The sequence below is a fragment of the Bacteroidales bacterium genome, assembly GCA_021648725.1.
Lineage (GTDB): Bacteria > Bacteroidota > Bacteroidia > Bacteroidales > JAADGE01 > JAADGE01.
This window is the reverse complement of record JAKISF010000003.1, coordinates 143,745-170,268: the sequence shown is the minus strand read 5'-3', so window position 1 is coordinate 170,268 and position 26,524 is coordinate 143,745. Positions and strand designations below refer to the sequence as shown.

General features: G+C 33.4%; 24 protein-coding genes. 9 read left to right on the top strand and 15 right to left on the bottom strand.

All coding sequences use genetic code 11. From position 1 onward, the window contains the following. Positions 1-128 precede the first annotated feature (128 nt). The 3 genes from L3J35_02410 to L3J35_02400 all read right to left on the bottom strand — a co-directional run bounded on the left by L3J35_02410 (position 129) and on the right by L3J35_02400 (position 4,527). Complete coding sequence (locus L3J35_02410) at positions 129-1,199, bottom strand: T9SS type A sorting domain-containing protein (GenBank protein ID MCF6365032.1); 1,071 nt, start codon at positions 1,197-1,199, stop codon at positions 129-131. 21 nt (positions 1,200-1,220) lie between these two features. After that, positions 1,221-3,218 carry a hypothetical protein gene (locus L3J35_02405; protein MCF6365031.1) on the bottom strand — a complete coding sequence of 666 codons (1,998 nt, stop codon included), beginning with the start codon at positions 3,216-3,218 and terminating at the stop codon, positions 1,221-1,223. A gap of 211 nt (positions 3,219-3,429) precedes the next feature. Next, positions 3,430-4,527, bottom strand: coding sequence for a serine/threonine-protein phosphatase (locus tag L3J35_02400; GenBank protein ID MCF6365030.1), 1,098 nt, complete (start codon positions 4,525-4,527; stop codon positions 3,430-3,432). 98 nt (positions 4,528-4,625) lie between these two features. Between L3J35_02400 and L3J35_02395 the strand changes: the two genes are divergently transcribed. Then, positions 4,626-5,540, top strand: a complete 915-nt coding sequence (locus tag L3J35_02395; GenBank protein MCF6365029.1) for a hypothetical protein — start codon at positions 4,626-4,628, stop codon at positions 5,538-5,540. A gap of 33 nt (positions 5,541-5,573) precedes the next feature. Here L3J35_02395 and L3J35_02390 read toward each other — a convergent pair whose 3' ends face one another. Together L3J35_02390 and L3J35_02385 are read right to left on the bottom strand one after the other, a co-directional pair. After that, positions 5,574-6,383: a 1-acyl-sn-glycerol-3-phosphate acyltransferase gene (locus tag L3J35_02390; protein ID MCF6365028.1), complete on the bottom strand. Its 810-nt coding sequence runs from the start codon at positions 6,381-6,383 to the stop codon at positions 5,574-5,576. A gap of 45 nt (positions 6,384-6,428) precedes the next feature. Further along, the gene (locus L3J35_02385) at positions 6,429-7,799 is read right to left on the bottom strand and encodes an aldehyde dehydrogenase family protein (protein MCF6365027.1); all 1,371 of its coding nucleotides are present in this window, start codon (positions 7,797-7,799) and stop codon (positions 6,429-6,431) included. A gap of 74 nt (positions 7,800-7,873) precedes the next feature. On the opposite strand from L3J35_02385, the gene L3J35_02380 reads away from it, so the two are divergent. Together L3J35_02380 and pnuC are read left to right on the top strand one after the other, a co-directional pair. Then, complete coding sequence (locus L3J35_02380) at positions 7,874-8,116, top strand: hypothetical protein (protein ID MCF6365026.1); 243 nt, start codon at positions 7,874-7,876, stop codon at positions 8,114-8,116. Positions 8,117-8,122: 6 nt separating this feature from the next. After that, the gene (gene pnuC / locus L3J35_02375; GenBank protein ID MCF6365025.1) at positions 8,123-8,824 is read left to right on the top strand and encodes a nicotinamide riboside transporter PnuC; all 702 of its coding nucleotides are present in this window, start codon (positions 8,123-8,125) and stop codon (positions 8,822-8,824) included. Positions 8,825-8,864: 40 nt separating this feature from the next. Here pnuC and lpdA read toward each other — a convergent pair whose 3' ends face one another. From lpdA to L3J35_02350, 5 genes are read right to left on the bottom strand one after another with little or no spacing between them, the layout of a single operon-like run. Next, the gene (gene lpdA / locus L3J35_02370; protein ID MCF6365024.1) at positions 8,865-10,253 is read right to left on the bottom strand and encodes a dihydrolipoyl dehydrogenase; all 1,389 of its coding nucleotides are present in this window, start codon (positions 10,251-10,253) and stop codon (positions 8,865-8,867) included. Between the two features lie 7 nt (positions 10,254-10,260). Further along, positions 10,261-11,100, bottom strand: a complete 840-nt coding sequence (gene nadC, locus L3J35_02365) for a carboxylating nicotinate-nucleotide diphosphorylase (protein ID MCF6365023.1) — start codon at positions 11,098-11,100, stop codon at positions 10,261-10,263. 5 nt (positions 11,101-11,105) lie between these two features. Continuing rightward, the gene (locus tag L3J35_02360) at positions 11,106-11,840 is read right to left on the bottom strand and encodes a hypothetical protein (GenBank protein MCF6365022.1); all 735 of its coding nucleotides are present in this window, start codon (positions 11,838-11,840) and stop codon (positions 11,106-11,108) included. Positions 11,841-11,845: 5 nt separating this feature from the next. Continuing rightward, positions 11,846-12,412 (bottom strand): chemotaxis protein CheB, encoded by a 567-nt coding sequence (locus L3J35_02355; protein ID MCF6365021.1) that lies wholly within the window; start codon positions 12,410-12,412, stop codon positions 11,846-11,848. A gap of 2 nt (positions 12,413-12,414) precedes the next feature. Beyond that, positions 12,415-13,242 carry a hypothetical protein gene (locus tag L3J35_02350; GenBank protein ID MCF6365020.1) on the bottom strand — a complete coding sequence of 276 codons (828 nt, stop codon included), beginning with the start codon at positions 13,240-13,242 and terminating at the stop codon, positions 12,415-12,417. 128 nt (positions 13,243-13,370) lie between these two features. Here L3J35_02350 and L3J35_02345 point away from each other — a divergent pair, with 128 nt between their 5' ends. From L3J35_02345 to L3J35_02335, 3 genes are read left to right on the top strand one after another with little or no spacing between them, the layout of a single operon-like run. Beyond that, a complete protein-coding gene (locus L3J35_02345) occupies positions 13,371-14,381 on the top strand; it encodes a hypothetical protein (GenBank protein ID MCF6365019.1) in 1,011 nt (336 codons plus the stop codon). A gap of 2 nt (positions 14,382-14,383) precedes the next feature. Continuing rightward, complete coding sequence (gene malQ, locus L3J35_02340; protein ID MCF6365018.1) at positions 14,384-15,841, top strand: 4-alpha-glucanotransferase; 1,458 nt, start codon at positions 14,384-14,386, stop codon at positions 15,839-15,841. 12 nt (positions 15,842-15,853) lie between these two features. Next, positions 15,854-17,353: a DUF389 domain-containing protein gene (locus tag L3J35_02335; protein ID MCF6365017.1), complete on the top strand. Its 1,500-nt coding sequence runs from the start codon at positions 15,854-15,856 to the stop codon at positions 17,351-17,353. Between the two features lie 44 nt (positions 17,354-17,397). Here the strand turns inward: L3J35_02335 and L3J35_02330 are convergent, their stop codons facing one another. After that, positions 17,398-17,733, bottom strand: a complete 336-nt coding sequence (locus L3J35_02330; protein MCF6365016.1) for a hypothetical protein — start codon at positions 17,731-17,733, stop codon at positions 17,398-17,400. Between the two features lie 198 nt (positions 17,734-17,931). Here L3J35_02330 and L3J35_02325 point away from each other — a divergent pair, with 198 nt between their 5' ends. Genes L3J35_02325 through L3J35_02315 form a run of 3 tightly spaced genes read left to right on the top strand, consistent with a single transcriptional unit; the run spans position 17,932 to position 21,323 of the window. Beyond that, positions 17,932-18,726 carry a thymidylate synthase gene (locus L3J35_02325; protein ID MCF6365015.1) on the top strand — a complete coding sequence of 265 codons (795 nt, stop codon included), beginning with the start codon at positions 17,932-17,934 and terminating at the stop codon, positions 18,724-18,726. A 3-nt stretch (positions 18,727-18,729) separates the two neighbouring features. Continuing rightward, positions 18,730-19,230, top strand: coding sequence for a dihydrofolate reductase (locus tag L3J35_02320; GenBank protein MCF6365014.1), 501 nt, complete (start codon positions 18,730-18,732; stop codon positions 19,228-19,230). Next, positions 19,227-21,323, top strand: coding sequence for an Omp28-related outer membrane protein (locus L3J35_02315; GenBank protein MCF6365013.1), 2,097 nt, complete (start codon positions 19,227-19,229; stop codon positions 21,321-21,323). The genes L3J35_02320 and L3J35_02315 overlap by 4 nt, the downstream gene beginning before the upstream one ends. Positions 21,324-21,377: 54 nt before the next feature. On the opposite strand, the gene L3J35_02310 is transcribed toward L3J35_02315, so the two are convergent. The 4 genes from L3J35_02310 to scpA form a co-directional block, all read right to left on the bottom strand. After that, on the bottom strand, positions 21,378-22,271 hold the full coding sequence (locus L3J35_02310; protein ID MCF6365012.1) for a hypothetical protein: 894 nt from the start codon (positions 22,269-22,271) through the stop codon (positions 21,378-21,380). Positions 22,272-22,366: 95 nt separating this feature from the next. Continuing rightward, positions 22,367-23,728: a DNA repair protein RadA gene (gene radA, locus L3J35_02305; GenBank protein MCF6365011.1), complete on the bottom strand. Its 1,362-nt coding sequence runs from the start codon at positions 23,726-23,728 to the stop codon at positions 22,367-22,369. A 62-nt stretch (positions 23,729-23,790) separates the two neighbouring features. After that, on the bottom strand, positions 23,791-24,144 hold the full coding sequence (locus L3J35_02300; protein ID MCF6365010.1) for an aspartate 1-decarboxylase: 354 nt from the start codon (positions 24,142-24,144) through the stop codon (positions 23,791-23,793). Positions 24,145-24,382: 238 nt separating this feature from the next. After that, positions 24,383-26,509, bottom strand: a complete 2,127-nt coding sequence (gene scpA, locus L3J35_02295) for a methylmalonyl-CoA mutase (GenBank protein ID MCF6365009.1) — start codon at positions 26,507-26,509, stop codon at positions 24,383-24,385. Between the last annotated feature and the right edge of the window lie 15 nt (positions 26,510-26,524).

Here is a 26,524-nt window from a genome sequence, read left to right as displayed (position 1 = left end):
AAGGTTTTATGCTATAAATATATAAAAAGCATTGCACTTATACAAATATTTCAACATGTTTTTTGCTATTATTTTGCTGTGCCTCAAATAATTATGTTCATCTAATTTAAAAATCAGCAAGCCCTAATTTAGAGTAATACTTTTTTTGTAATTGATGTTTTATCGGTAAAAAGTTTTAATAAATAATATCCTTTAGCATTGTTGAACGAAAACTCATTCAGTTGAGTTTTTGATAAATCTTTAATTGTAATTAATTGTCCGACAGAATTATATATTTCGACATGTGATAGGTTAATGTTATTCGGAGTATTAATTTTAATAAAACCGTTATCATAATAAACTTGTATGTTTTCAGATGTTAAGTTATTTATTCCGCCAAGCATAGCTTCTTCGGCACCTGTTATTTCTCCGAATTCATTTAATGTTCCTGAAAACTGCAAAGCTGATGCCTGACCTAATAATGCCCAGTTTGTTCCGTTCCATATACCTCCGTATATATTTGATTCTGTTCCTGCAATATCGTTATTTGTATAGTTAAAAGTTGTATTACACGAAAAATTAGTTATTCCGCTTGATGTTATTGTCCAATATCTGTTCAAATAATCAGAACTACTTGTGTTTCCGGGATGTTTGCTGTTTGCTAAATCAATAGTATAGAAAGCATTTGCGTTGAATGTTCCGGAATTGAAAGTTATTTCAACCGGCGAATAATCTGCTCCCGATGTTAAATCTCCGACAGGAAACAATATATTATCGTTAGATTCAATTTCCTTAATAATTTTCCCTGCTCCGTCAAGGTTAATCATACTGCCGGAAGAAAATGTTCCGTCTAATATAGCCGGGGGGGCTAAGGTTAAATCATAATTATTAACATTTAAAATGCCGTTGTTAAAAACTACTCCGCCTATTAAATATAGATTATTTTCTAAATTTACGGTATTACCGTTATTTATAATCAACATATCAAATTTACTGTTTGTTGTTCCGCCGATTGTTTGGCCAGAACTGCCGTTAAATACAATTGTTCCGAGAAACGTATTTTCTGAAGAATTGTTTATGAAATCTCCGTCATTAATTTTTAAATAGGCATTATTAATTTCCAATTTTGCCCCTGAATTAATAATTATTCCCGTTTGTGCAATACTTTCTTCTGCCCATAATGAAAGAAACATAATGAATAATATTTGTAAATTTTTCATTTGATAGAATATTATGTTTTTTTATTTTTGTTCTATTATTTTTCTTAGTTCATCCATTTCAAGTCTTAATTCTATATTTTCAGTCTTTAATTTTTCAATTTCAGAGTTTTGCTCTTGTATTGCTTTTGTTAATACAGGAATAAGTTTTGTTTGGTCTATTGCTAAATTTCCGGTTCTTATATCTTTTGAAATCATTGCAGGGTAAATTTCTTTAGCTTGCACGGCATCAAAACCGGTTATTTTATTGTTTTTGTATTTATAGTCAACAATATTTAGTTTATTTGTTATGTCTAAACCGTTAAGCTTAGAATTTGTTGTGCTTTCTTTGTTGCTTTTTACTATATCAAATAAAGATAATACTCCGTCAACAGCTTGTATGTAGCCTGTGTATGTTCCGTCACCGTCTTTAAAATCAATAAAGTAATTAGTTCCCACAGCATTATCGTTGCCCGCTTGTATCAGAATACCATACCTTGATATATCATTTCCGTCATTATCAAATTTTGCAGCCCATCCGGCAATTTTATTTGAAATAATATCTAAAGCTGCATTTGCGGGATTTATTTTTCCTATTCCTACATCTGCATTGAGTGCTAATATTTTGTTGTCGAATTCGCCATATATTAATGTATTGTTTGCATTGTTTGCGTTGTTATCAATGTATAGTCTGTTAGAATCTGTTTCAAAAGCACCTGCACCATATCCGATAAAAACATTATTACTCCCTACTCCGGAGTAACCGGCAGATTCTCCGACACATGTGTTTTGACTTCCTTCATTGTCATGTCCCGCATTTCTTCCTATATATACATTATTGTTTCCTGTTTTTATATTTAAGCCTGCCATTAAACCTAAACATGTATTTCCGACACCGGCACTTGTAAATGAACCGGCACTGTTTCCGACAAAGGTATTGTCACTTCCTTGCGCCAACATTCCGGCACCTGCACCTACAAATGTACTGTTATTCATATTTGTGCTTGTATGTCCGGCATAATACCCTACTGAAACATTATACCATCCGTCTTGATTTCTGAAGCCGGCAGAATCACCGATATAAACATTATAACTTCCTGTTGTATTATCAAAGCCCGAAGCATTTCCCATAAAGATATTATTTCTGCCTACGGTGTTGTTGTATCCGGATATAAGTCCGACAAAAATATTATCATTACCGGATAAGTTGTTGAAACCGGCATTATGTCCGATTAATATATTCTTACTTCCTGATGTATCGGCAAGTCCTGTTTCATATCCTAAAAACAAATTGTATAAACCGGATGTAATGTTGCTTCCGCTTCTGTGCCCCATTAAATAGTTTTCATTATTTAGCTTTAAATAGTTATCAACACCTTTTGCGGCACCGTATTTTCCTACAGCAAAACCGCCGGAGACTGCTTTCGGAGAATATTGGGTATAGACTCTTGTACTGTCGGGAGTTACTCTTAAATACTCTTCTCCCGCTTTTGCAGCACCGTATTTTCCTACAGCAAAGCCGCCGGAGAGTGCTTTTGCCCCGGATTTAACGAAAATTCTTACACCTTCGGATGTAACGGCAAAAATTGGTTCTCCGAACTCATCTTGAATAACAAAAAGCGGATCGTCAGGATTTGCTCCTGAGTTTGCATGAACGGCTAATTTGCTTACAGGTTGACTTGTTCCTATTCCTATGTTAGTTTGTAAGTCGTTTACATATACATCTCCGGTAGTTGTATTAACCCCCCATATTCCTCCGCTCGGATCGGATAAGTTTTGCCAAGCAGAACCGTTGTGAAAATAAAATGAATTAAGATCTGTATTAAAAACCAGCAAGCCGGTAGCCGGATTTGAGATTAATAAAATTTGAGTTGTTGTCATTCTCGGCACAAGCATTCCTTTAGACGTTGAATAAATATCCAATACTGCTGATGCATCAGCAGTATGAGATGCATTATCTGTTACGGTTACGTTATTCTGAGAAAAAACACCTAAAGAAAAAAAAGCAACTATAAATGTAAATAAAATTAGTTTTGTTTTCATTTTCAGTAAATTTAGAAAGTTAAAAATATGAAATATATGATTTAATCAATGTTAATTTTTATAAGAACCCATATTTTCATGCTGAGTATACAAATAATACACTGACTTTAATTTTTACCCTGAATTTATTTTTCAATAAAAGAATAATTATTTATGTTTTAACGATATTGTTTAAAGAATTTTTCTGTCATTTCGTCCAATCTGTGTTTATTTATACTTTAATACCAAAAACAATAATATCATCAGTTTGTTCATTCGTGTTTTTCCATTTGTTTAAAAAGTCATTTAAAATTTTTTCTTGCTCGGGCATACTTTTTTCTTGAATTTTAAGTAAAATTGCTTTAAACCTTTTCATTAATAACTTTTTTCCTCTCTCTCCGCCTAATTGATCTGCAAAACCGTCAGAAAATATATATAAAGTGTCATTTTTTTGTAAATTAATATCTTGTACAGAAAAAGGTTCCATTATCGGATATTTACTTATCGGCATTTTGTCCGGCTGAATATGATTTAATTCATAAGAGCCTAAAATTGTTTTTTGTTTTTTGTTCGAAACACCTTCTTTTTCAGTTGTATGTTTGCGTATAATAAATAAAGGGTTTTTTGCACCGGAAAATTGAACTTTTCGATTTTCTTTATCATAAATAATTAGGGCTAAGTCCATTCCTGCTTCTGAAATTAAATCATCGTCTTTTTGTTTTAACGATGTAATAATGCGGTCTCTTAAGCGATTTAATATTTTGCCGGAATTTAAACACTCATCTGTTTCGTTTATTATTTCGTTAAAAGATGAAATTCCGAGAACACTCATGAATGCTCCGGGAACTCCGTGCCCGGTACAGTCTGCAGCAACAATTATTAATTTGTTGCATTTCTCCGCAAACCAATAATAATCTCCGCTTACAATATCCTTAGGTTTATAAAGAATAAAATAATTTAAATCTTTCGGCAGTTTATCTTTCGGAGGCAAAATTGATTCTTGTATTCGTCCGGCATATCTAATACTTTGTTTAATTTCATCATTTTGAAATTCAATTTTCTTCTTTTGTTTCTCAATAATTTTTAATTGCTTTCCTATAAAAATATTAAGATAATATTGTGCTTCGACAACAACAAGAAAGCTTAGAATCAGAGTAACATACTTTAAATATTTTGCATGAAATAATATTAAAGGATCATCAATATACTCCGGAAAATTATATGAAAAGAAGAAAACCGTAAGCAAAAAGAAGAACGAGAAAAGAATTGTCTCATAAATAATAAATTGATTTTTTGTGATAGGAATGAAACCTAATATTTTCATTCTCATAGTAAAAGTTTTGTTTGGTTAAATAATAAAATTATTTTTGTTCTGAATGATTAATGTCGTAATTTGGACAAAACAAATTTACCATAAATTTAAATGATATGATGCTTTTTTCAAAAAATAAATCAAAAAAAAAGTTTGATAAAAAAACCTTTAAAACAAAAGCCGTTTTTGTAAGCGGTGTTTTGTTCGGAATTATTCCTTTCTTTTTTATTGTTTATTTGTTATTAGGTCCGGTAATTAAAGTAATAAAAGATGATTTTTCGTCAAAAACTATGATGGTAATAAGCGAAGAACTTAACATAAGGTCTGATAAGGACAAAAATGCATACGTTATAGGGCATTATCCTTTCGGAACGGAAGTTCAAGTATATGAAGTGCTTGATAATAACTGGGCAGAAGTTTCGGTAGGAGAAAAAAAAGGTTACATGTCGTTTGAATATTTGGTTTTACCCGAAACATTCTATACAATTGAGGGAATGTTCGGAAATGAAAATGCAAAAAAATTAATTGCTTCAACAAAATACAGAAAAGCTATTTCAAGTTACTTAAAAAAGAACGGATTTACATCTAAAATACCAAAAGATGAAAGGGCGAGATTATACGGTAAAGATGACCAAAAAGAAGTATGGCAAATATTTGCCGAACCGGGTAAATCTATGTATAATTCATTTTGCTACGGTGATTATAATGCCGACAATAAAAAAGATGCAGCATTTATTATTACCAATATTAATACCGGAAACAGAAAGCTAATTGTTCTTAATGTTGAAACGGACATCTTAGAAAAATATGGTGAATTAATAACCTTTAACGATTTTAGTGATGATTATTCTTTTATTAAAAATGTTCCGAAGAAAACAAAGATGATTGTAAATGACAGTTTGCAAAGAATAGAGATTGACGGAATTTTAATCGGCACGAACAGAGATAAAAGTTTAAACGATATTCCGAAACTGATGCTCTATAACGGAAAAAACTTTAGCTTTTATCCGCAAGAAAAAGAAGATGATTAAACTATTTTCAAAAATGCGGATATCATTTTAGTGTTAATACTCCCAAAAATCACGCTTTTTATTTAATTTCTCAGCTTCAAGCAAAGCTTCTTGTGAGAATGAACTTAAAAATGAAGGATGTTGCTCAATTGCATAAGAAATCTTATCAACAATTTCTTCAACTGTTTCTTTTTCATAATCTATATCTAACGGCTTTTTAATTACCATTGATTGTAAAATGCCTTTTTTCTTTATAAATATTCCTTTTTTATCGAACGAACGCCTGAACCCGTCTATTACAATCGGGATTACAACCGGTTTAAATTGCTTAATAATATGCCCTGTTCCTTTTCGAATAGGTTTATAAGGCTTTGTTGTTCCCTGCGGAAAAGAAATTACCCAGCCGTCTTTTATTGCCATGCCTATATGGTCTGTGTCGGAGGGTTTCACAGGTCTGTCAATATCTTTTCCTTTTTCTCGCCAAGTACGTTGTACTGTAATTGCTCCCGCTAACGCAAACAAACGCGGCAGCAAACCGGTTTTCATTGTTTCGGTTGCAGCAACAAAATAAATGTTCAATTTTGGTTTTCTAAGATAACGAAAAGGCCTTTTTAAGCTGTTTTCGTTTCCGAATAAAGAGGCATTAAAAACGTGAAGCATAGCAGCAACATCAGCAAAATATGTTTGATGGTTTGAAACAAACATAATCCCGTTTTCGGGTAAATTTCTTATTATATCCGAACCTTCAATTTCTAACTGATTAAATCCGCTGTATCTTCTGTGAGAAACATATCCTAAGAATTTGATTAATCCTTTTTTCAGGAATAAAACTTGGCCGTATATGTTTCGTTTAAAAAGTCGCAAAATCTTAATTAATTTATTGATTAAGATGCAAATATATAAACAATATTATTTCATTAGTCTTTTCATCAATTTTAATTTCTTTTTTGTATAAGGAGCATATTTTATCGGAGGTTCAAACCAAAACGGCTTTTTTAAAATACTTTTAAAATGAGAAAAAGTTTGAAATCCTGCATATCCGTGATAATTTCCGAAACCGCTTGAACCTGTTCCTCCGAAAGGTAATCGGTGGTTTGTAAGATGCATAACTGTTTCGTTTACGGCACCGCCGCCGAACGAAATTTCATCTTGAATGTTTTTTACAATCTTCTTGTTTTTTGAGAAGATGTATAATGCCAAAGGTTTTGGTCTTTTTTGAACTTCTTGAATGGTTTTTTCTAAATCTTCAAATGAAATAACGGGCAATACGGGTCCGAATATTTCATCATTCATAACATTATCTTCAAATGTAATATTATGCAAAACCGTAGGATGAATAATGCGTTTTTCTCTATCAAAAGTTCCGCCGATAAAAACTTTCTTTTTATCAATTAAATTTAATAAGCGTTCAAAATTTTTGTCATTTATAATTTGAACATAATTTTCAGGAAGTTTTTCAAAAGAAGGAAATTGAATATTAATTTGCTTTTTTAATTCTTCCAAAAGATTTTCTTCAACTTTTTTGTCAACCAAAACATAATCTGTTGCTACACAGGTTTGTCCGGCATTTAAAAATTTCCCCCAAATTATACGCTTTGCCGTCATTTTAATATTTGCATCGTTTAAAACAAATGTCGGACTTTTACCACCGAGTTCAAGTGTAACCGGGATTAGTTTTTTTGCTGCTTTCCGGTATATTATTTCCCCGACAGGAACACTTCCCGTAAAAAATATTTTATCAAATTTCAGTTCCAAAAGTTCTGTTGTTTCTTTAACTCCGCCTTCAATAACATATATAATTTCCGGAATAAAAACTCGGTTAAGTATTTTTGCCATAATTGAAGAAGAATTTTTCGACAACTCACTTGGCTTCAGAATCACGGTATTTCCGGCCGCAATTGCTGCTACGAGCGGTACTAAAGAAAGCTGATAAGGATAATTCCAAGCACCTATAACCAAGCAAGTTCCGAGCGGCTCAGGAATAATATAACTTTTACCCGGCAAGTTTGCCAAATTTGTTTTTTGTTTTTTCCGCTTTGCCCATTTAGAAACTTTTTTTATTGACAAATTAATTTCTGAATATACTAAGGAAAGTTCTGTAGCATAAGTTTCAAATTCAGATTTGCCGAAATCTTTATAAATTGCTTCATATAAATATTTTTCATTTTCCTGAAGAGCAGTTTTTAATTTTTTTAATTTTTTTATTCTGAATTTTACGGGTTTTGTTTGCCCTGATAAGAAAAAAACTTTTTGAGCGGCAATAATATTTTGAACTGTCATAATTTGTTTTTATTTTAGAATTATAAAAGTATTACTTTGTTATTACTTTTGAAACTTAATTATAATTTAATTTTATGAATATTTCAGTTGATATAAGTTATTATCCTTTAAAAGTTGAATTTAAAGCACCCATTTTAGACTTTATACACCGGTTACAAAATTACGAAGAGCTTGAAATTTCACGAAACGGAATGAGCACGCAAGTTTTTGGTAAATATGACGATGTAATGAATATTTTAACAAAGGAGATTAAAAAAAGTTTTAAAATACCGTCTTCTGTATTTATACTGAAAATGGTAAACTCTGATTTACAATAAGCAGATATGAGCTTAATTGATTTTTTTACCGAACCGTATAATAATTCGACAACACTTAATATTTCATTAGAATTTATTGCTGCGTTATTCGGAGTAATAAGTGTGCTTTTTGCAAAAAAAGAAAACATTCTCGTTTTTCCTTCGGGTATCATAAGCACGGGTTTATATGTGTTCCTTTTATTTCAATGGAGCCTGTACGGTGATTTAATTATTAATATTTATTATACCTTAATGAGCATTTACGGATGGTATATGTGGAGCAAAATAGTTGACGGTAAAAATAATCATATATCCGTTTCAAAATCTGATAAAAAAGATAAGCTTAAAGCATTCGGTATTTTTATGTTTACGTCTTTTTTTGTGATTGCAGTTTACAGATATTATAATGTTATACCTAATGATTTAAGTTTTGGAGAAACTATTAATTATGCTTTTTCAAAAATTACATCCGGCAGTTTAGCGGAATTCAGAAAAGCGACACCTTTTTTAGATACTTTTACGACAGGAGCAGCTTTTGCTGCAATGTGGCTAATGGCAAACAAAAAACTTGAAAACTGGATATTTTGGATTGCAGTAAATATAGTTTCTATTCCCTTGTATTTTGTTAAAGGATACGGCTTTACAGGAATCCAATATGTAATATTTTTAGTGTTGGCAATTTACGGTTATAAAGAGTGGTCCGGAAAATATAAAAAGACAGCAACCTAAAGTAAATGCTTAGTTTAAATGAAATGAGCGATTATTAAGATTATATGTGTATAGCTTCATCATACGCAGCAGCAGCAGCCTCCATAATAGCCTCCGACATTGTGGGATGCGGATGAATTGATTTTATAATATCATGTGCTTTTACTCCCAACTTTTTTGCAACAACAATTTCAGCTATCATTTCGGTAACATTTAACCCAACCATATGAGCTCCGAGAAGCAAATCTGTTTTTGCATCAAAGATAAGCTTAATAAATCCGTCTTGATTTCCTGCTGATGCAGCTTTGCCTGATGCTCTGAAAGGGAACTTCCCAATTTTTAATTCATAACCTTTTTTTGCAGCATCATCTTCGGTTAAACCCACGGATGCAACTTCGGGTGTTGTGTAAACAGCTCCGGGAATGTTTTCATAGTCAACAGCTTCCGAGTTTTTGCCGGCAATACTTTCTACACAAGTTATGCCTTCGGCAGAAGCAACATGGGCAAGTGCAGGTCCGTGTACTATGTCGCCTATTGCATATATACCGTCAATGTTTGTTCTGTAAAAATTATCAACTTTTATTTTTCCGTTTTCAAGTTCAATGCCGGTTTCCTCAATTCCTATATTTTCAATATTGGGAATAATGCCTACAGCCGAAAGTACAATATCCGATTCAAGTTGTATTTCCTTTCCTTTGGAATTAATTGTTGCAACACATTTGCCATTTTTTATTTCAACTTTATCGACAGAGGATTTAACCATTACTTTAATTTTTGCTTTCTTTAAAGAACGTCCTAATTGAGCCGATACATCTTTGTCTTCGAGAGGAACAATATTAGGCATATATTCAACTAATGTAACCTGTGTTCCTATTGCATTATAAAAATATGCAAGCTCTGTTCCTATTGCTCCTGAGCCGACAACTATCATGCTTTCGGGTTGTTTGTTTAAAGTTAAAGCCTCTCGATACCCGATTATATATTTTCCGTCTTGTTTTAAGTTCGGAAGTTCTCGAGAACGCGAGCCGGTTGCCAGAATAATGTGTGTTGCCGTATAATTTTCTGTTTTTTCGTTGTTATTCGTAACTTCTATTGTTTTATTTCCTGCAAGTTTTCCGAAACCCTGAATAAGAGTAATCTTGTTTTTTTTGAATAAATACTCAACGCCCTTATTCATTTGTGCAGAAACTTTTCTGCTTCTTTCAATTATTTTATTGAAGTTCGGTTTGACATCCGTAATTTCAATACCGAAATTTTCAGCATGTTTTGCATATTCATATACTTGTGCACTTTTTAAAAGTGATTTTGTAGGAATACAGCCCCAGTTAAGACAAATGCCTCCGAGTTCAGTTCGTTCGACAACTGCTGTTTTAAACCCGAGCTGTGATGCTCTTATTGCAGCAACATATCCGCCGGGACCGCTGCCGATTATTATTACGTCGTAATCCATTTTTCAGTTAAATTGCTTTTAAACTTAAATCTAAACTTTTTATTTGATGTGTTAATGCTCCGACCGATATAAAGTCAACACCGCATTCGGCATAAGCTCGCAGTGTTTTTAATGTTATACCTCCGGAGGATTCTGTTTCGTATTTTCCGCCAATCATTTTCACCGCTTTTTTTGTGTCTTCAACGGTAAAATTATCCAGCATTATTCTGTGTACATTTCCTGTGTCCGGAACTTGTTGCAATTCTTTAAAATTTCTGACTTCTACTTCTATTTTTATATCTTTATTTTTTGTTTTCAAATACTCATTTGCTTTATTAATTGCCGATTTTATTCCTCCTGCAAAGTCAATATGGTTGTCTTTTAACATTATCATATCATAAAGTCCCATTCGGTGATTTGTTCCTCCTCCGATTTCTACGGCAATTTTTTCGATATGCCGAAGTCCCGGGGTCGTTTTTCTTGTATCCAAGACTTTTGTCGGTAAATCTTTTATTAAATCTGCATAAACTGCTGTTTGCGTTGCAATCCCGCTCATTCGTTGCATAAAGTTCAGTAACAGTCTTTCTGCTTGAAGTATAGACATTACTTTTCCGGAAATTTTAAATGCAATATCTCCGGGTTTTATTTTTGTTCCGTCTTTTAGAAAGATTTCCATTTTAAGATCAGAGTCAATTTTTTTAATTATTTTTTTTGTAATCTCAACACCTGCTAAAATCCCTGCTTCCTTCACGAGAAGTTGTACCTGTCCTTGTGCATCTTTTGGAATACAGGATAAAGAAGTGTGGTCTCCGTCGCCGATATCTTCAGCAATTGCTAGATCTATCAATTGGTTTATAAACGTGTTCATTTTAATTAATTTAGAGAATCAAATTTTTCTGCAATTGAATCATTTATTTCGTTATAAATTTCATTAATTATTTCCGGAAATTCATCGAATGCAGCAAGTTCAATTAATGCAACCGTTTTGTTCTTATTTACAAAAGGGAGTATTAATAAATTGCTTGGTGAGCTGCTTCCGAGACCGGAAATAACAGTAATATAATTTTCCGGGATTTCTTTAATCAGCTTTAGTTTTTTATTTATTGCAACCTGACCGTTTATTCCAATTCCTTCAACAAAATTATCTGTTTCTCCGTAAAGTGCATAAGTTGCAACTGTTTTAAATGTTTTATCGTCTTTTTGTCTGACATATACAACCCCTTGTACAACAGAAAATTGCTTAGCAAATTTTATTAAAAGAGATTCTGCCAATTCATTAATGTTATTTTGTTTTTGTATATCTGAAATAATTGCTAATGTGTGGTTTTCCATTTGCTCTCTCTGCAGTTGTTCTTTTTGTTCAATATTTTTAGAAATATTTGTTTCTTTTTTTTCGGAATTATCATTTATTCCTTTATTAATCCTTGTTGCTTTTGTCAGAACTAACATAAAAAGTAATAAGCCGGAAAAGAATATGCCCCCTAAAAATATGATATCTTGAAAGTTTGAATCTTCCGGGTTTATTTTTTTAAAGAGCAAATAAGCAAAAACAAGAATTAGAATAAGCAGGATTGCTGATAATATTTTTCTTGCGGAAAATTTTTGCATCAGTATTATTTTTTTAGGTTTACTATATATTCAATAATTTGCTGCGAAGTTAATATTTTTTCAGGATTTGCTTCTTTTATTGCAGCGTCAGGCATTGTTCTTACCATGGAATCTTCCGGGCATTGAACAATTGTTATTCCTCCGTTTTCTTTAATGTGTTTGAGCCCGACAGCTCCGTCTTTATTTGCTCCCGAAAGCATAATTCCTATAACTTTATCTTTTAAAGAATGTCCTGCAGAACTTAGGGTTAAATCAATTGAGGGGCGAGAATGATTTACAGATTCTTCAACAGAAAGGGCAAATGTTTTGTCGGGTTCAATGTAAAGATGATAATTTGCAGGGGCAATATAAATTTTCTTTTCTGAAATAGGGTCTTTATCATTAGGTTCAATAACCGGCAGCTCTGATTTTGGAGCAAATGCCTCTACAAAACCGTTTTTGATATGCTTTAATCTATGTAGAGCTAAAATTACAGTAAACGGAAAGTTCTTTGGTATTGCATCAATTATTTCCGTTACAACCTTAAAGCTTCCGGCAGAACCGCCTATTACTATGTATTTGATTTTAGCCATTGCTATGCAAAAGATTTCTTTTTATAAATACTTACATTTTTATCAACTCTTTTTAGCTTTTTGCTTGACTCTGCCCCTGTTGTTTCTTTTTCTCCTATTATCAGATATGCTCCTTTTTTCAAACTTCTTATAATCGTTTTTATTGATTTTTCTTTTAATGCAGAATTAAAATATATCATTGAATTACGGAATAATATTAAATCAAATTCTGAAATATACCGACCTTTAAAAAACTCGCAAGTTTCAAAAGTAATTTCGCCTATGAAATTATGCTTCACACTAAATTTATTATTTGTTTCTGTAAATATTTCGTCAGAATCAACTGCTGATTTAAGAAGTTCAATGTTTTTTACTGAGGATTTGGTTTGTTTTGGACTAAATTCCCCTTTTTTGATAACTTTCAAGTGTTTATCAGTAACTGCAGTTACATTTATTTTTATATTTGAAGAGTCAAATTTATTAAGAATATACAGTAAAGAATATAACTCCTCACCACCTTTGGAATACGGTAAATGAATTTTAAACTCTTTTTTAGAAACTAATTTGGGTATTATTTTTTCTTGAAGAAAATTCCACATTTCGGCATCTCTGAACAATTCTGTTTGAGGAACGAATACCGCTTCAAGAAATTGTCCGACAAAACCTTCAGATTTATTAATTCGATATATCAAGTCAACATCAGAAAAAATATTATTTGAAATCATAAACTGTTCAGTTATCCTTTTAATAAAACTATGTGCATATTCCGAAAAATCAAAACCGGAAATACACTTAACTTCTTTTAAAATGTGCTTTATTTCTGTTTTATTTAAATTAATATCCGACAACATCTTATTTTGTTATTAACTAAAGTCCGTGATTATTACGGCATTAAATATTCGGTAAAGTTATTTGTATAAAGTTTACTATATTTGTTTGCCGATTTTAAAATGTAAATTTAAACAAAAATATCAAAAATATGCAATATCCTAAAAAAGTAGATTTGGGCGATATTACCGTAAGAGACGGTTTTCAGCACGAAGAGAAATTTATTCCGACAGAAGCAAAGCTTTGGCTTTCAGAACAATTGATTTTAGCCGGGTACAAAAAAATAGAAGTTACAAATTTCGGAAACCCAAAGGGGATGCCCCAATTTAAAGATGCAGATGAGTTGATGAAAGCTATCAGGAACAGTAAAAAGTTAAAGGATAAGTTAGATGATGTTGAAATAACGGTCGTAACTATCAGGGAGCGAGCAATTGAGCGAGCAATTCAAGCAAAAAAAGAAGGGTGGGGACCGGACAGAATTCTACTTATGGTTTCAACAAGTGAATCGCATCAATTTAAAAACTCCGGGCTTTCTCATGATGATTATTGGAAAATGAGTGAAGAGTATATCAAAAAAGCACACGATGCCGGTATTAAAGTTAACGGAACGGTAAGCACAATATGGGGATGTCCCATTGAAGGACCTACAAAAATGAAAGATGCAGTTGATTTTACAAAAAGGTGGTTAGATATAGGAGCCGATGATATAGAACATGCCGATCATGACGGCTCAGCATCTCCGGACAGAGTTTACAAATACTACTCAATGCTTTTGGACGCTTTGCCGGATACATCTCTGCATCTTGCTCATTTTCACACAACAAGAGGTTGGGGCTTAGCTAATGTTTTAGTCGCTTTGCAAGCAGGAATTACAAGATATGAATCAACACTGGGAGGCATCGGCGGGCAACCGGCAAACTTTGTAAGCGGTGTTCCTGTTTCGGGAACCGGGAAGTATTATTATAAAGACCCAAATGCCGTAGGGTTGGTTGCAGGTGAAGATATGCTTGTAATGATGGATGAAATGGGCATTGAAACAGGAATAGATATTGATAAGATTTTAGAAATCGGCAATACGGTTGAAAAAATTGTAGGAAGGCGACTTCGTTCGGAAAGTATAAAGATGGGAAGAATTCCGAAGAGTTTGTCGGGAAGGAAATAATAATGGAAGAAAGAAAAAGCGGAATATTACTGCATATTACTTCTTTACCGGGAAAATACGGAATAGGAACTTTCGGAGAAGAAGCATGCAGGTTTGTAGATTTTCTTTCGGAAACCAAACAAACATATTGGCAAATTTTACCTTTGGGGCATACCGGTTTCGGGAATTCTCCTTACTCTTCTTATTCGGCTTTTGCCGGAAACCCTTTGCTTATTGATGTTGAGGCTTTACCTTTTCATGAAAATAACTTACAATATGCTTGTTCGAATAAGGTTGATTTTGAAAAAGTTAAAAAAGAGAAACTTCCGCTGTTATATGAAATTGCAGATATATTTTTAAAGTCTGATATAGATAAAACTGCTTTTGAAAAATTCAAGAAAGAACAAAATTTTTGGCTTTTTGATTATGCTTTTTTTATTGCGTTGAAAGAATTACACGGAGAAGAACCTTTATCAACATTTCAAGAAAACATCAAATTCAGAAGAAAAACAACATTGGAAACCTACCAACGTAATTTAAAGAGTCGGATAGAACAAAACCAAGTAATACAATATTTTTTCTTTAGGCAATGGTTTAAATTGAAAAGCTATGCAAATGAAAAAGGTATAAAAATTATCGGAGATATTCCTTTTTATGTTGCAGGCGATAGTGCGGATGTGTGGGTAAATTCTGAGATTTTTATGCTAAATGATAACTTAACACCGATTAAAGTTGCAGGAGTGCCACCCGATTATTTTTCAGAAACCGGGCAGCTTTGGGGAAACCCTGTTTATGATTGGGAAAATTCAAAAAAAACAAATTATAAATGGTGGAAAGAACGTATGAAAATGAATTTGAAGATGTTTGATGTTGTTCGCATTGACCATTTTAGAGCATTTTCAGAATTTTGGGCCGTTCCTTTCGGTAATGATACTGCACAAAACGGTGAGTGGTTGCCGGGACCCGAAAATAAATTTTTAGACGAAATTCTTAAAGAAAAAGAAAGAATTATAGCGGAAGACCTTGGAAACTTATCGGAAGGAGCAAAAGAACTGTTGAAACAATACAAACTTCCGGGTATGAAAATTTTACAGTTTGCTTTTAACTCCGGAGCATCAAATCCGTTTTTACCGCACAACTACGACAAAAATTGCATAGTTTATACAGGAACACATGATAATGACACAAGTTTAGGTGTTTTTGAAGATTATCAAGAATACGAAGTTGATTTTTTAAAAGATTATTGTAATTTTACAAATGAAAATTTTGCTCATTTGCTAATGAAAATAATTTGGGCATCGGTTGCAAAAATTGCAATAGCACCATTGCAAGACTTGTTACAACAAGGAAAAGAACACAGAATTAATATTCCCGGAACGATAGGAAATAACTGGGAGTATCGTTTTGAATTTGAACAAATAAAGACTGAACACAAGGAATTTTTAAGAAGAATAACTGAAATTTACGGAAGAAGCAATTAATATTACCTTGACATGCCGTTAGACGACAGAGAAGCACATAAAATCCAGAATGTAATCTCAGAAGAAGAAAAGAATCAAAAACCAAAAAGTTCCAATAACCTTTTTTCTTTGATTTCAGATTTTTTTCATGATATTTTCAGTATAAATGAAGGTACTGATTATGCCGGAACAATAGAAACAATTAAACGAGACATTGTTTTTAAAGGAAGAAGTATTTGGATATTAATAGCTTCTATTTTTATCGCGTCTATAGGTCTGAATCAAAACTCAACAGCTGTTGTTGTAGGAGCCATGCTTATTTCCCCTTTGATGGGACCTATTCTCGGAATCGGACTGTCAGTAGGAACAAACGATTGGAATACCTTTAAACGTTCGGGCAAATTTTTCCTGATAGCCGTTATTATAAGTGTATTAACATCAACAGTTTACTTTTTAATAACTCCTTTAAAAGAAGTAAATTCAGAACTGTTTGCAAGAACTCAGCCTACTTTATTAGATGTTTTTGTAGGCTTCTTCGGCGGTATGGCAGGAATTGTTGCCGGTTCGAGCAGAGAAAAAACCAATGTGATTCCCGGCGTTGCAATTGCAACAGCACTTATGCCGCCTTTATGTACTGCAGGATATGGATTAGCAACCTGGCAAATGTCATATTTTGTGGGTGCGTTCTATTTATTTTTTATAAATTCTGTTTTTATAAGTATTTCAACTTTTATTGTTGTTAAATATTTGCGATTTCCTTTAATGAACTATGTAAGTCCGAAAAAAGAAAAGAAAATCAGACTGTATATTATTGTTTTTGTATTAATTATTATTATTCCGAGTGCCAACATTTTTTGGAATGTTATTCAAGAGTCCAGGTTTAATTTCAGGGCAGAAAGCTTTATCGAAGAAAATTTTAACAATTATAAATCTGATATAATTTATACTGATATTGTATATTCGGATACTTTGTCAAACATTGATATATACCTGACCGATTTAATTTTTTCTGATGCTCAAATTCAGGATTTTAAAGATAAATTATCAGTCTATGGTTTAACAAACAAAGGGGCAGGAATAACGGTAACAGATTCTACGAATCTTAATTTTCACCAAGAAAAAAACAATATAGATACATTGGTTAATAAAATTGATAATATCGGTAGAGATATTCAAGATAAATTAAGAGTAGGAATACTTGAAGATATTTATAAGAAGCAAGAGGGTATAATTCAAGGGAAAAATGCACAAATTGAATTTTTAGAAAACCGGCTTATTAACATAAAACAAGATACACTACCATTACAAAACATTAAAAAAGAGCTGGCAGTTCAATATCCCAAAATAGAACAATTTGCATTTGCAAAAACCATTGAATTGAACAGTTTGAACAGATACGACACTATTCCGACATTACTTGTAAACTGGAAAAAAGGAACTTACAAAAGCCATATTCGTAATAAAACTAAAACATTGGAAGAGTGGCTAAAAATTCGACTTAATTTGGATACTTTGCGGGTAGTAAAGTATTAATTAATAATCTATGCCCTTTCTTCTTCAAATTTACAATTTATTGATTAGCACCCTTCACCGTAATCAACTTCTTTTACTTTAATATCTTCGCCGTAATCTACAATTTTAATTTTATAGTCCTCACCGTAGTCAACTGTTTTCCAACGCCCCTCTTTGTCTTCACCGTAGTCTACATATTTAATTTTTAAATCTTCACCATAGTCCACAAATTTCACTTTGTAATCTTCTCCGTAATCAACAAATTTAATTTTTCCGTACACATGGCATCCTTTTCCTTCGGAATTATTATCAACAGAACTAAATGCCATTAACACAAAAACAAGAATTAATGCTGTGCTGCTTGCAATTAATAGTTTTTTCAATCGGTTAAAATTTTTCATAGTTTTTTATTTTAATAGAAGTAAATAAATAACATTATTGTATAAATTTATACTCTTCACAAATTATACCAAACCCCACCCGACACAAAATTATCAAAAGCTTTCAAAACTACCGGATAACAAATTTAATAAAATTCTGTTTCAAAAAATGAAGAGCTGTAATAAATTTGATATTTTTGTAAACTTAAATTGGTATATATGCAACAATATTTAAACCTATTAGACAGAGTTCTGAAAGAAGGTATAAAAAAAGAAGACCGAACAGGAACCGGAACAATAAGTGTTTTCGGGCATCAAATGCGTTTTAACTTACAAGAAGGTTTCCCTGCGGTTACAACTAAAAAGCTTCATTTGAAATCAATTATTCATGAGTTGCTTTGGTTTATTAAAGGCTCAACAAATACAAAATATTTGCAGGAAAACGGTGTGAGAATTTGGAATGAGTGGGCAGACCCTGACGGAGAACTCGGAAGAATATACGGTTACCAATGGCGTTCTTGGACAACCGAAAACGGGGGTCACATTGATCAACTTTTAAATGTTATCAGACAACTTAAAGAAAACCCCGACTCCCGAAGACACATAGTAAGTGCCTGGAATGTAGGCGATTTAGACAAAATGAACTTACCTCCTTGCCATATTCTGTTTCAGTTTTATATTGCCGACAACAAATTGTCGTGTCAACTTTACCAAAGAAGTGCAGATATATTTCTCGGCGTACCCTTTAATATTGCTTCTTATGCATTGCTTGTTATGATGGTTGCACAAGAAACCGGTTACGAACCGGGAGACTTTGTGCATACCTTGGGAGATGCTCATATTTATACAAACCATATTGAGCAAGTAAAATTACAGCTTACAAGAAAACCTATGAAACTTCCGAAAATGAAACTCAATCCTGACATTAAAAAGGTTGTTGACTTTAAATATGAAGATTTTACTCTTGAAAATTATAATTCACATCCTCATATAAAAGGGGCAATATCAGTATAAGTTATGACAATATCAATAATAGCGGCAATTGCAGAAAATAATGTTATCGGAAAAGATAACGATTTAATTTGGCATATTTCGGAAGACTTAAAAAGGTTTAAAAAGCTGACTTCCGGGCATTCAATTATCATGGGAAGAAAAACCTATGAGTCCTTACCGTTTAAACCTCTCCCGAACAGAAAAAACATAGTAATAAGTTCACAAAAAAATTTAATCCTTGAAGGTGCTGTTGTTGTCCAAAGTCCCGAAGAAGCTGTTAAGATTTGTGAAGGAGAAAAAGAAGTTTTTATATGCGGCGGTGCAACTATTTATAATCACTTCATCAATATAGCAAATAAAATGTATATAACAAAAGTTCATCATAAATTTGACGGAGACACTTTTTTTCCGGAATATACTGAAAATGATTGGAGAATTGAATCTCAATCAAAAAAAAAATATGATAAAAAAAGCGACTTATATTTTTCTTTTATTGATTATATTAAACAAAAACAAGAACAATGAAAAAAAGAGCTTTATTGCTAATTAGTTTTATAACGGCGGGGTTTAGTTTTATTCAAGCACAAACCCTTGTTTCAACGAATATTGAGAAGAAAAATGTTATATTAGAAGAATATACCGGAATTCATTGTGTATATTGCCCGGAAGGTCATGCAATTGCACAGGCAATGTATGATGCAAATCCTTATGATGTGGTTTTAATAAATATTCATACAGGCGGATATGCAGCTCCGTACAGCGGAGAACCCGATTTCAGAACAACATACGGAGATGTTATTGCTGCCGATCCTGAAGTTCAAATAGGAGGATATCCGAACGGTTCTGTAAACAGGCACTTTTTTGCAGATTTAACGGGTAACGGCGGGACATCAATGGGCAGAAGTGCATGGGAAACTGCTGCGGGGAGAGTGCTGAAAGAAGATTCTCCTGTAAATGTAGGTGCATCAACAAGCTATAACACAACAACAAGAGAGCTGACGATTAATGTTGAATTATATTATACTTCGGACGCTCCTGCTGCAAGCAATTTTTTAAATATTGCATTAATTCAGAATGGTATTTTGGGCCCGCAAACAGGTGGCGGATTAGGAGACAATTATGTTCACAACCATATGTTGCGTGACTTAATTACCGGACAATGGGGCGAAGAAATTACGACAACAACTTCGGGAACATTTATACAAAGAACATATACATACACCGTTCCGAATGATTTTATAAGTGTTCCTTGTATTGTTGACAATTGTGATATTGCCGTATTTGTAACAGAAGATCATCAAGAAATTTACTCAGGAATACAAATTCCGGCAATTAACGGAACAACGTATGTAATCGGATCATATACTAATCTTTCTGAAATAATACAAGAAGGAATAACAGGGAATAATTCATCTTTTTCTTTTGATTTTACTAACGGTTTTTTGACAAACGAAGATTTTACTTTTACTCTGACAAAAGAAAACGAACCGGCTGACTGGAGCAGTAATTTTACAGTAAGCGGAAATACATATACCGGTACAGGCACAGAAACAATTAACGGTTCAAGTACAGAAGCGATGACTATTGATATTACTCCGGGAGCATCAGCAGGCTTTGTTAAATATATACTGACAGCTGTATCGGTTAACAACCCCAACCTTCAAAGTAAGAAAATTGAAGTTTATGTCATTGCTAATACGGGAACACTATTAATTCATAATTCGGGCTCTTGGAGTACGGGAAGTCCCGTTGATTTTGAAGATGAATATTTTGCCGGGTTTGATTATGCTTCAGTTGAAGATTATACCTCGTGTAAGTATAATATGTTTATGATTGCAGCAGCAAACAACAAGTTAGATAATATTCACACAATATTTTTTAATGTTGCTTGGACTTTCCCGGGAATTAACGAAGAAATAACAGCAGAATTAACAAGTTTTCTTGATAACGGAGGGAACTTATTTATTGCCGGGCAAGATCTTGGCTGGGATACCTGGGAAAATACCGGAACAACGATTACCCAAGCTTTTTATACAAATTATTTAAATGCTTCTTTTAATGCAGACGGCTCAACTTCTAACAACAGCATTTCGCCCAATCCGAATGATGATGTATTCGGATATTTAAACACGTCTTCTCTTGTTAACATATACGGAGGAACTAATATGTTTCCTGACGAAATGTCTGCCGTAGGTTACGGAAATGTCTTTTTATATTATTTAAATAATTCTAATAAAGGTGCCGCAATAAAATCAACGAACGGAAACTACAAAGTTGTTTATTTGGGCTTTGATATTCCGATGGTTTCAGATGTTAGCGTAAGAAATGAGATAATTAAAAAAAGTATAGATTGGTTTAACGGTGTTGTTTCAACAAGCAATATCATTAATACGGCAGGCATTAATGTTTATCCGAATCCGGCAAGCAACTTGTTAACAATAACAACAAGCAATATATCTGATATTTTAATTTCTGATATATCGGGGAAACTATTATATTCAGAAAAAGGAAGTAAAAAGTTTGAAGTTAATGTTTCTAACTTTACAAAAGGAGTCTATTTTGTGAAAATTAAGAATGGAGGTTCAATAACAATTAAAAAATTCGTTGTTATACAGTAATATAGAACAAATAAAAAAAGCCTCATAAATTGAGTTTTTTTTCGTTTTGAGCTATTATTGTAAAGTAACAGTCATTACCGGTAATGCCATGTGCCACTTTGTTGGATACGGAGTATCGGAAAGATCTCCGGCTCCGAATGCACCGTTTAAATCTCTGTCTTCAAATTGCCAACATTCATTTACATTAAAATCCAGTATAATTTCTGTTCCGTTATTATCAATTAATTCAAAGTTTATTGTAGTATAATAAATGGGATGAGGGTCATTATTCATAAAATCAGTATCTCCGAAAGGTCCGTAATTATTCCCCGGTTTTCCGGCAAAATCAAACCATATATTTCCGTCTCCTAATCCGTCAGCATCTTCATCATTTGTATATGCTGCCGTACGAGGAGCCATTGGTGTCATATCAGGGCTTTGTCCGTTACCAAGCAACCAACCTTCTTCTGTTCCGGCATTATTAATTTGTGTCATATCTCCCGGTTGATGTAAGCCGCCTTCTGTTTCAGCATCATCAGACAAGTAAATTCTTATGTTTCTTTCTTCTGTTGCGGCACTTGTTGCAATGTTTAGTTTCATTTGCAAATAATATATTTCAATTTCTACGGAAGAATAATTCCCGTCAGGAACTGTCGTTCCTTGCATTAAGGAATGCGTTGTTTCTGTATCGGTAAAATCAAATACAAGAGAAGAGTTTAAGTTATCTTCATTAAGAATCTCGAAATCGTTTGTTCCTTCGTCTCCCAACAACGTAACTCGTTTAAGAGCAACAAAATAATTGGACGGGGTTTGTTTTGTTAGTTCATAATCTGCTTTAGTTGCATTTGTGTTGCCGAATGTAACTTGAAGCTTTACATCGCTGATACTTTCAAATTTTACTTTATTACATGATGAAAAAACAAAAACAAAGCAGAGCAGAGCTGCAAAAATTTTCATTGAATGTTTCATAACATTATAATTTGTTGATTAGTATATATATTTATTACAAATTTAATAATAAATAAATTTGTTTTTATACTTAGTGCTCAAAAACATAAGCTTTTTTATTTAAATAACGCTCTGAAAACTTCTTCAACTTTTGATGCTCCGAAAACTTCAATATCAAATTTTGAAAAGTTTATTCCTTTTTTGTTGAATTTAGAAATGTATATTTTTTTAAATCCGAGTTTTGCTGCTTCTGCAATTCTTTGCTCAACACGCGTAACAGGACGAATTTCTCCGGACAAACCGATTTCTCCGGCAAAACAAACATCTTTTGGAAGAGCAATGTCAATATCTGAAGATAAAACGGAGCAGACAACAGAAAGGTCTGTTCCCGGGTCATCGACTTTTAATCCGCCGGCAATATTTAAAAAAACATCTTTTGTTGCAAGTTTAAATCTTGCTCTTTTCTCCAGAACGGCAAGTAACATATTTAAACGTCTGGAATTAAAGCCGGTAGAGCTTCTTTGAGGGGTGCCGTATGCTGCTGTACTAACCAATGCCTGAACTTCAATTAAAAACGGTCGGATTCCTTCAATTGTTGCCGAAACTGCAACACCGCTCATGTTCTCGGCGTTTTGTGAAAGTAACATTTCAGACGGATTCGGAACTTCACGTAAACCTTTATTACTCATTTCAAAAATACCGAGTTCGGAAGTTGAACCGAAACGGTTTTTTGTAGCTCTGATAATGCGGTATAAATGATTTCTGTCTCCTTCAAATTGAAGAACTGTATCAACAATATGTTCTAAAACCTTCGGTCCGGCAAGATTTCCCTCTTTATTAATATGACCGATTAAAATAACCGGTTTGTTGTTTTCTTTGGCATATTTTAAGATTTCGGTTGTGCATTCTCTTATTTGTGTAACACTTCCGGGTGAAGAATCTGTTTTTTCGGTTGAAATTGTTTGAATAGAATCTATAACAATAATATCCGGATTAAGGTTTTCGGCATTTCTTAAAATTGCCTCCAATCTTGTTTCACTTAAAATGTAGCAATTGTTTTCGCCTGATGCAATTCTTTTTGCACGGAGTTTAATTTGTTGCAGGCTTTCTTCGCCTGATACATACATGGTTTTATAATGTTCCAAGTTAGCAGCAATTTGCAATGCCAAGGTTGATTTCCCTATTCCGGGTTCACCGCCTATTAATACAATTGAGCCGAGAACAAGACCGCCTCCGAGAACACGATTAAATTCTGCATTTAAAGTGTTAATTCGGATTTCTTTTTCAAAAGTAATATCTTTTATACGTTGAGGCTTTGCTGCAACTTTTTTGTTTGAACTTGAAACAATACTGCTGCTTTTTTCAATAACTTCTTCTTCGAAAGTATTCCATTCATTACAGGCAGAACATTGTCCTATCCATTTTGCCTCTCTGTTTCCGCAGTTCTGACAAACATATGCTGTTTTGATTTTTGCCATAGTATTCGCAAAAGTAATAAAACAAAATAAAAAAGCACCTCCGTTTTGAAAGTGCTTTATGATTATTTAATTATTCTGTTAGAATCTGTATCGGGAAACACAAGCCAAGGCTTGAATTTTTTTGATTCTTCAAAATCCATACTTGCATAAGAAAAAATAATAATAATATCTCCCGGTTGAACCCTTCTTGCGGCTGCACCGTTAAGTTCAATTTTTCCGGAGTTTCTTTTTCCTTTAATAACGTAGGTTTCAATACGTTCTCCGTTATTATTATTTACAATTTGAACTTTTTCTCCTTCTATTATATTTGCGGCTTCCATTAATGCTTCATCTATGGTAATGCTGCCTACATAATTCAAGTCTGCTCCCGTAACTGTTACTCTGTGAATTTTAGATTTTAAGACTTGTATATTCATTTTTAGATTATTGTTTCAGACTTAATACCGCAAATTAAAGTCCGGAAATATTTTTTGCAAAGGAAATAAATAATTTAGATATGGCAAATATTATCAAAAAAAACATAATTTAAGATGAATTCCTGTACTTATCTGTATAAAAGAATGTTGCAGGTATTTAAGGTAATATGATGTAGTGAAATATTCTTAGTGAATATAATTAAGAATGTTAAACGAATCTGTGACATTATGTCAAAAACTAATTTAACAATACTTCTAATATTTGAACGGCAGCTTCCGAAACAGAAGAACCCGGTCCGAAAATACCGACAACACCGGCATCATACAAAAATTGATAATCTTGGTGCGGAATTACACCTCCGCATATAACCATTATATCATCTCTCCCCAGTTTTTTAAGCTCATCAATAACCTGCGGAACAAGAGTTTTGTGCCCGGCTGCCAAACTTGAAACTCCGAGAATATGAACATCGTTTTCAACAGCTTGTTTTGCTGCTTCTGCGGGTGTTTGAAAAAGAGGTCCTATATCAACGTCAAAACCTATGTCGGCATAGCCTGTTGCAACAACTTTTGCTCCTCGGTCGTGTCCGTCTTGTCCCATTTTCGCAATCATTATTCTTGGTCGTCTGCCCTCTTGTTCGGCAAACTTATCAGCTAATTCTTTTGCTTTTTCAAAATTCATGTCACTTTTAGATTCTGATGAGTAAATTCCTGAAATTGAGCGAATAACGGCTTTATACCTTCCGGTAACTTTCTCAATTGCATCTGAAATTTCACCGAGACTTGCTCTTTTTTTAGCAGCATCAATTGATAATTTCAGCAAATTGCCTTTGCCTGTTTTCATTGATTTTGTTATGGCATTTAACGCCGCTTTAACTTCTTTATTATTCCTTTCGGCTTTCAGTTTTTTTAAGCGTTCAATTTGTGTTTTTCTGACAGCAGTATTATCAACTTCTAAAATGTCAAGCGGAGCTTCTTTTTCAAGCTTGTATTTATTTACACCAACAATTGTATCTTTTCCGCTGTCGATTCTGGCTTGTTTTCTGGCAGCAGCTTCTTCAATTCGCATTTTTGGAATACCGGTTTCAACCGCTTTTGACATTCCTCCGAGTTCTTCAACCTCTTCAATAAGTTTCCATGCTTTATGAGCAATTTCGTGAGTTAATTTTTCAACATAATAAGAACCTCCCCAAGGGTCAACGGTTTTGGTTATGCCGGTTTCTTCTTGCAGATATATTTGGGTATTTCTGGCAATTCGTGCCGAAAAATCGGTAGGTAAAGCAATGGCTTCGTCAAGGGCGTTTGTATGTAAAGATTGAGTGTGTCCGAGCACTGCTGCAGTTGCTTCTATACATGTTCTGGCAATATTGTTAAACGGGTCTTGTTCGGTTAAACTCCAGCCTGATGTTTGGCTGTGTGTTCTTAGTGCCATTGACTTTGGGTTTTTCGGGTTGAATTGTTTTACAATTTTTGCCCAAAGCATTCGAGCTGCACGCATTTTTGCAATTTCGGTAAAATGATTCATTCCTATTGCCCAAAAGAATGATAATCGCGGAGCAAAACTGTCAATATTCATTCCTGCCTTTACTCCGGTTCTTAAATATTCTAAACCGTCAGCAAGTGTATATGCTAATTCAATATCAGCTGTTGCTCCTGCTTCTTGCATGTGATAGCCTGAAATACTGATTGAATTAAATTTCGGCATTTTCTGCGATGTGTATTCAAAAATGTCGGCAATAATTCTCATTGATGGTTGAGGAGGGTAGATGTATGTGTTCCTAACCATAAATTCTTTCAGAATATCATTTTGTATGGTTCCCGTAAGCTCTTCCAATTTTGCTCCTTGTTCCAATCCCGCAACAATATAGAATGCCAAAATGGGCAAAACGGCACCGTTCATTGTCATGGAAACAGACATTTTATTTAAAGGAATTTGGTTGAACAGAATTTCCATATCAAGAACAGAATCAATAGCAACACCGGCTTTTCCTACATCTCCCACAACTCTTTCGTGGTCAGAGTCATAGCCTCTGTGTGTTGCAAGGTCAAAGGCAACTGAAAGACCTTTTTGTCCGGCAGCAAGATTTCTTTTGTAAAAGGCATTTGATTCTTCTGCGGTCGAAAAGCCTGCATATTGTCTGATTGTCCACGGACGCATGACATACATTGTTGAGTAAGGACCTCTTAAATAAGGCGGAATTCCGGCTGCGAAATTAAGATGCTCCATATCTTTCATGTCTTCTTTTGTGTAAAAAGCATCTAATTCGATTTGTTCGGGAGTTATGAATTTTTCTCCTTTATTCCTCGTTTTTTCCTCTGAAGTAGTTGTTGATTTAAAGTTTATTTTTGTAAAATCGGGTCGCATGATAGTGTTTTTATA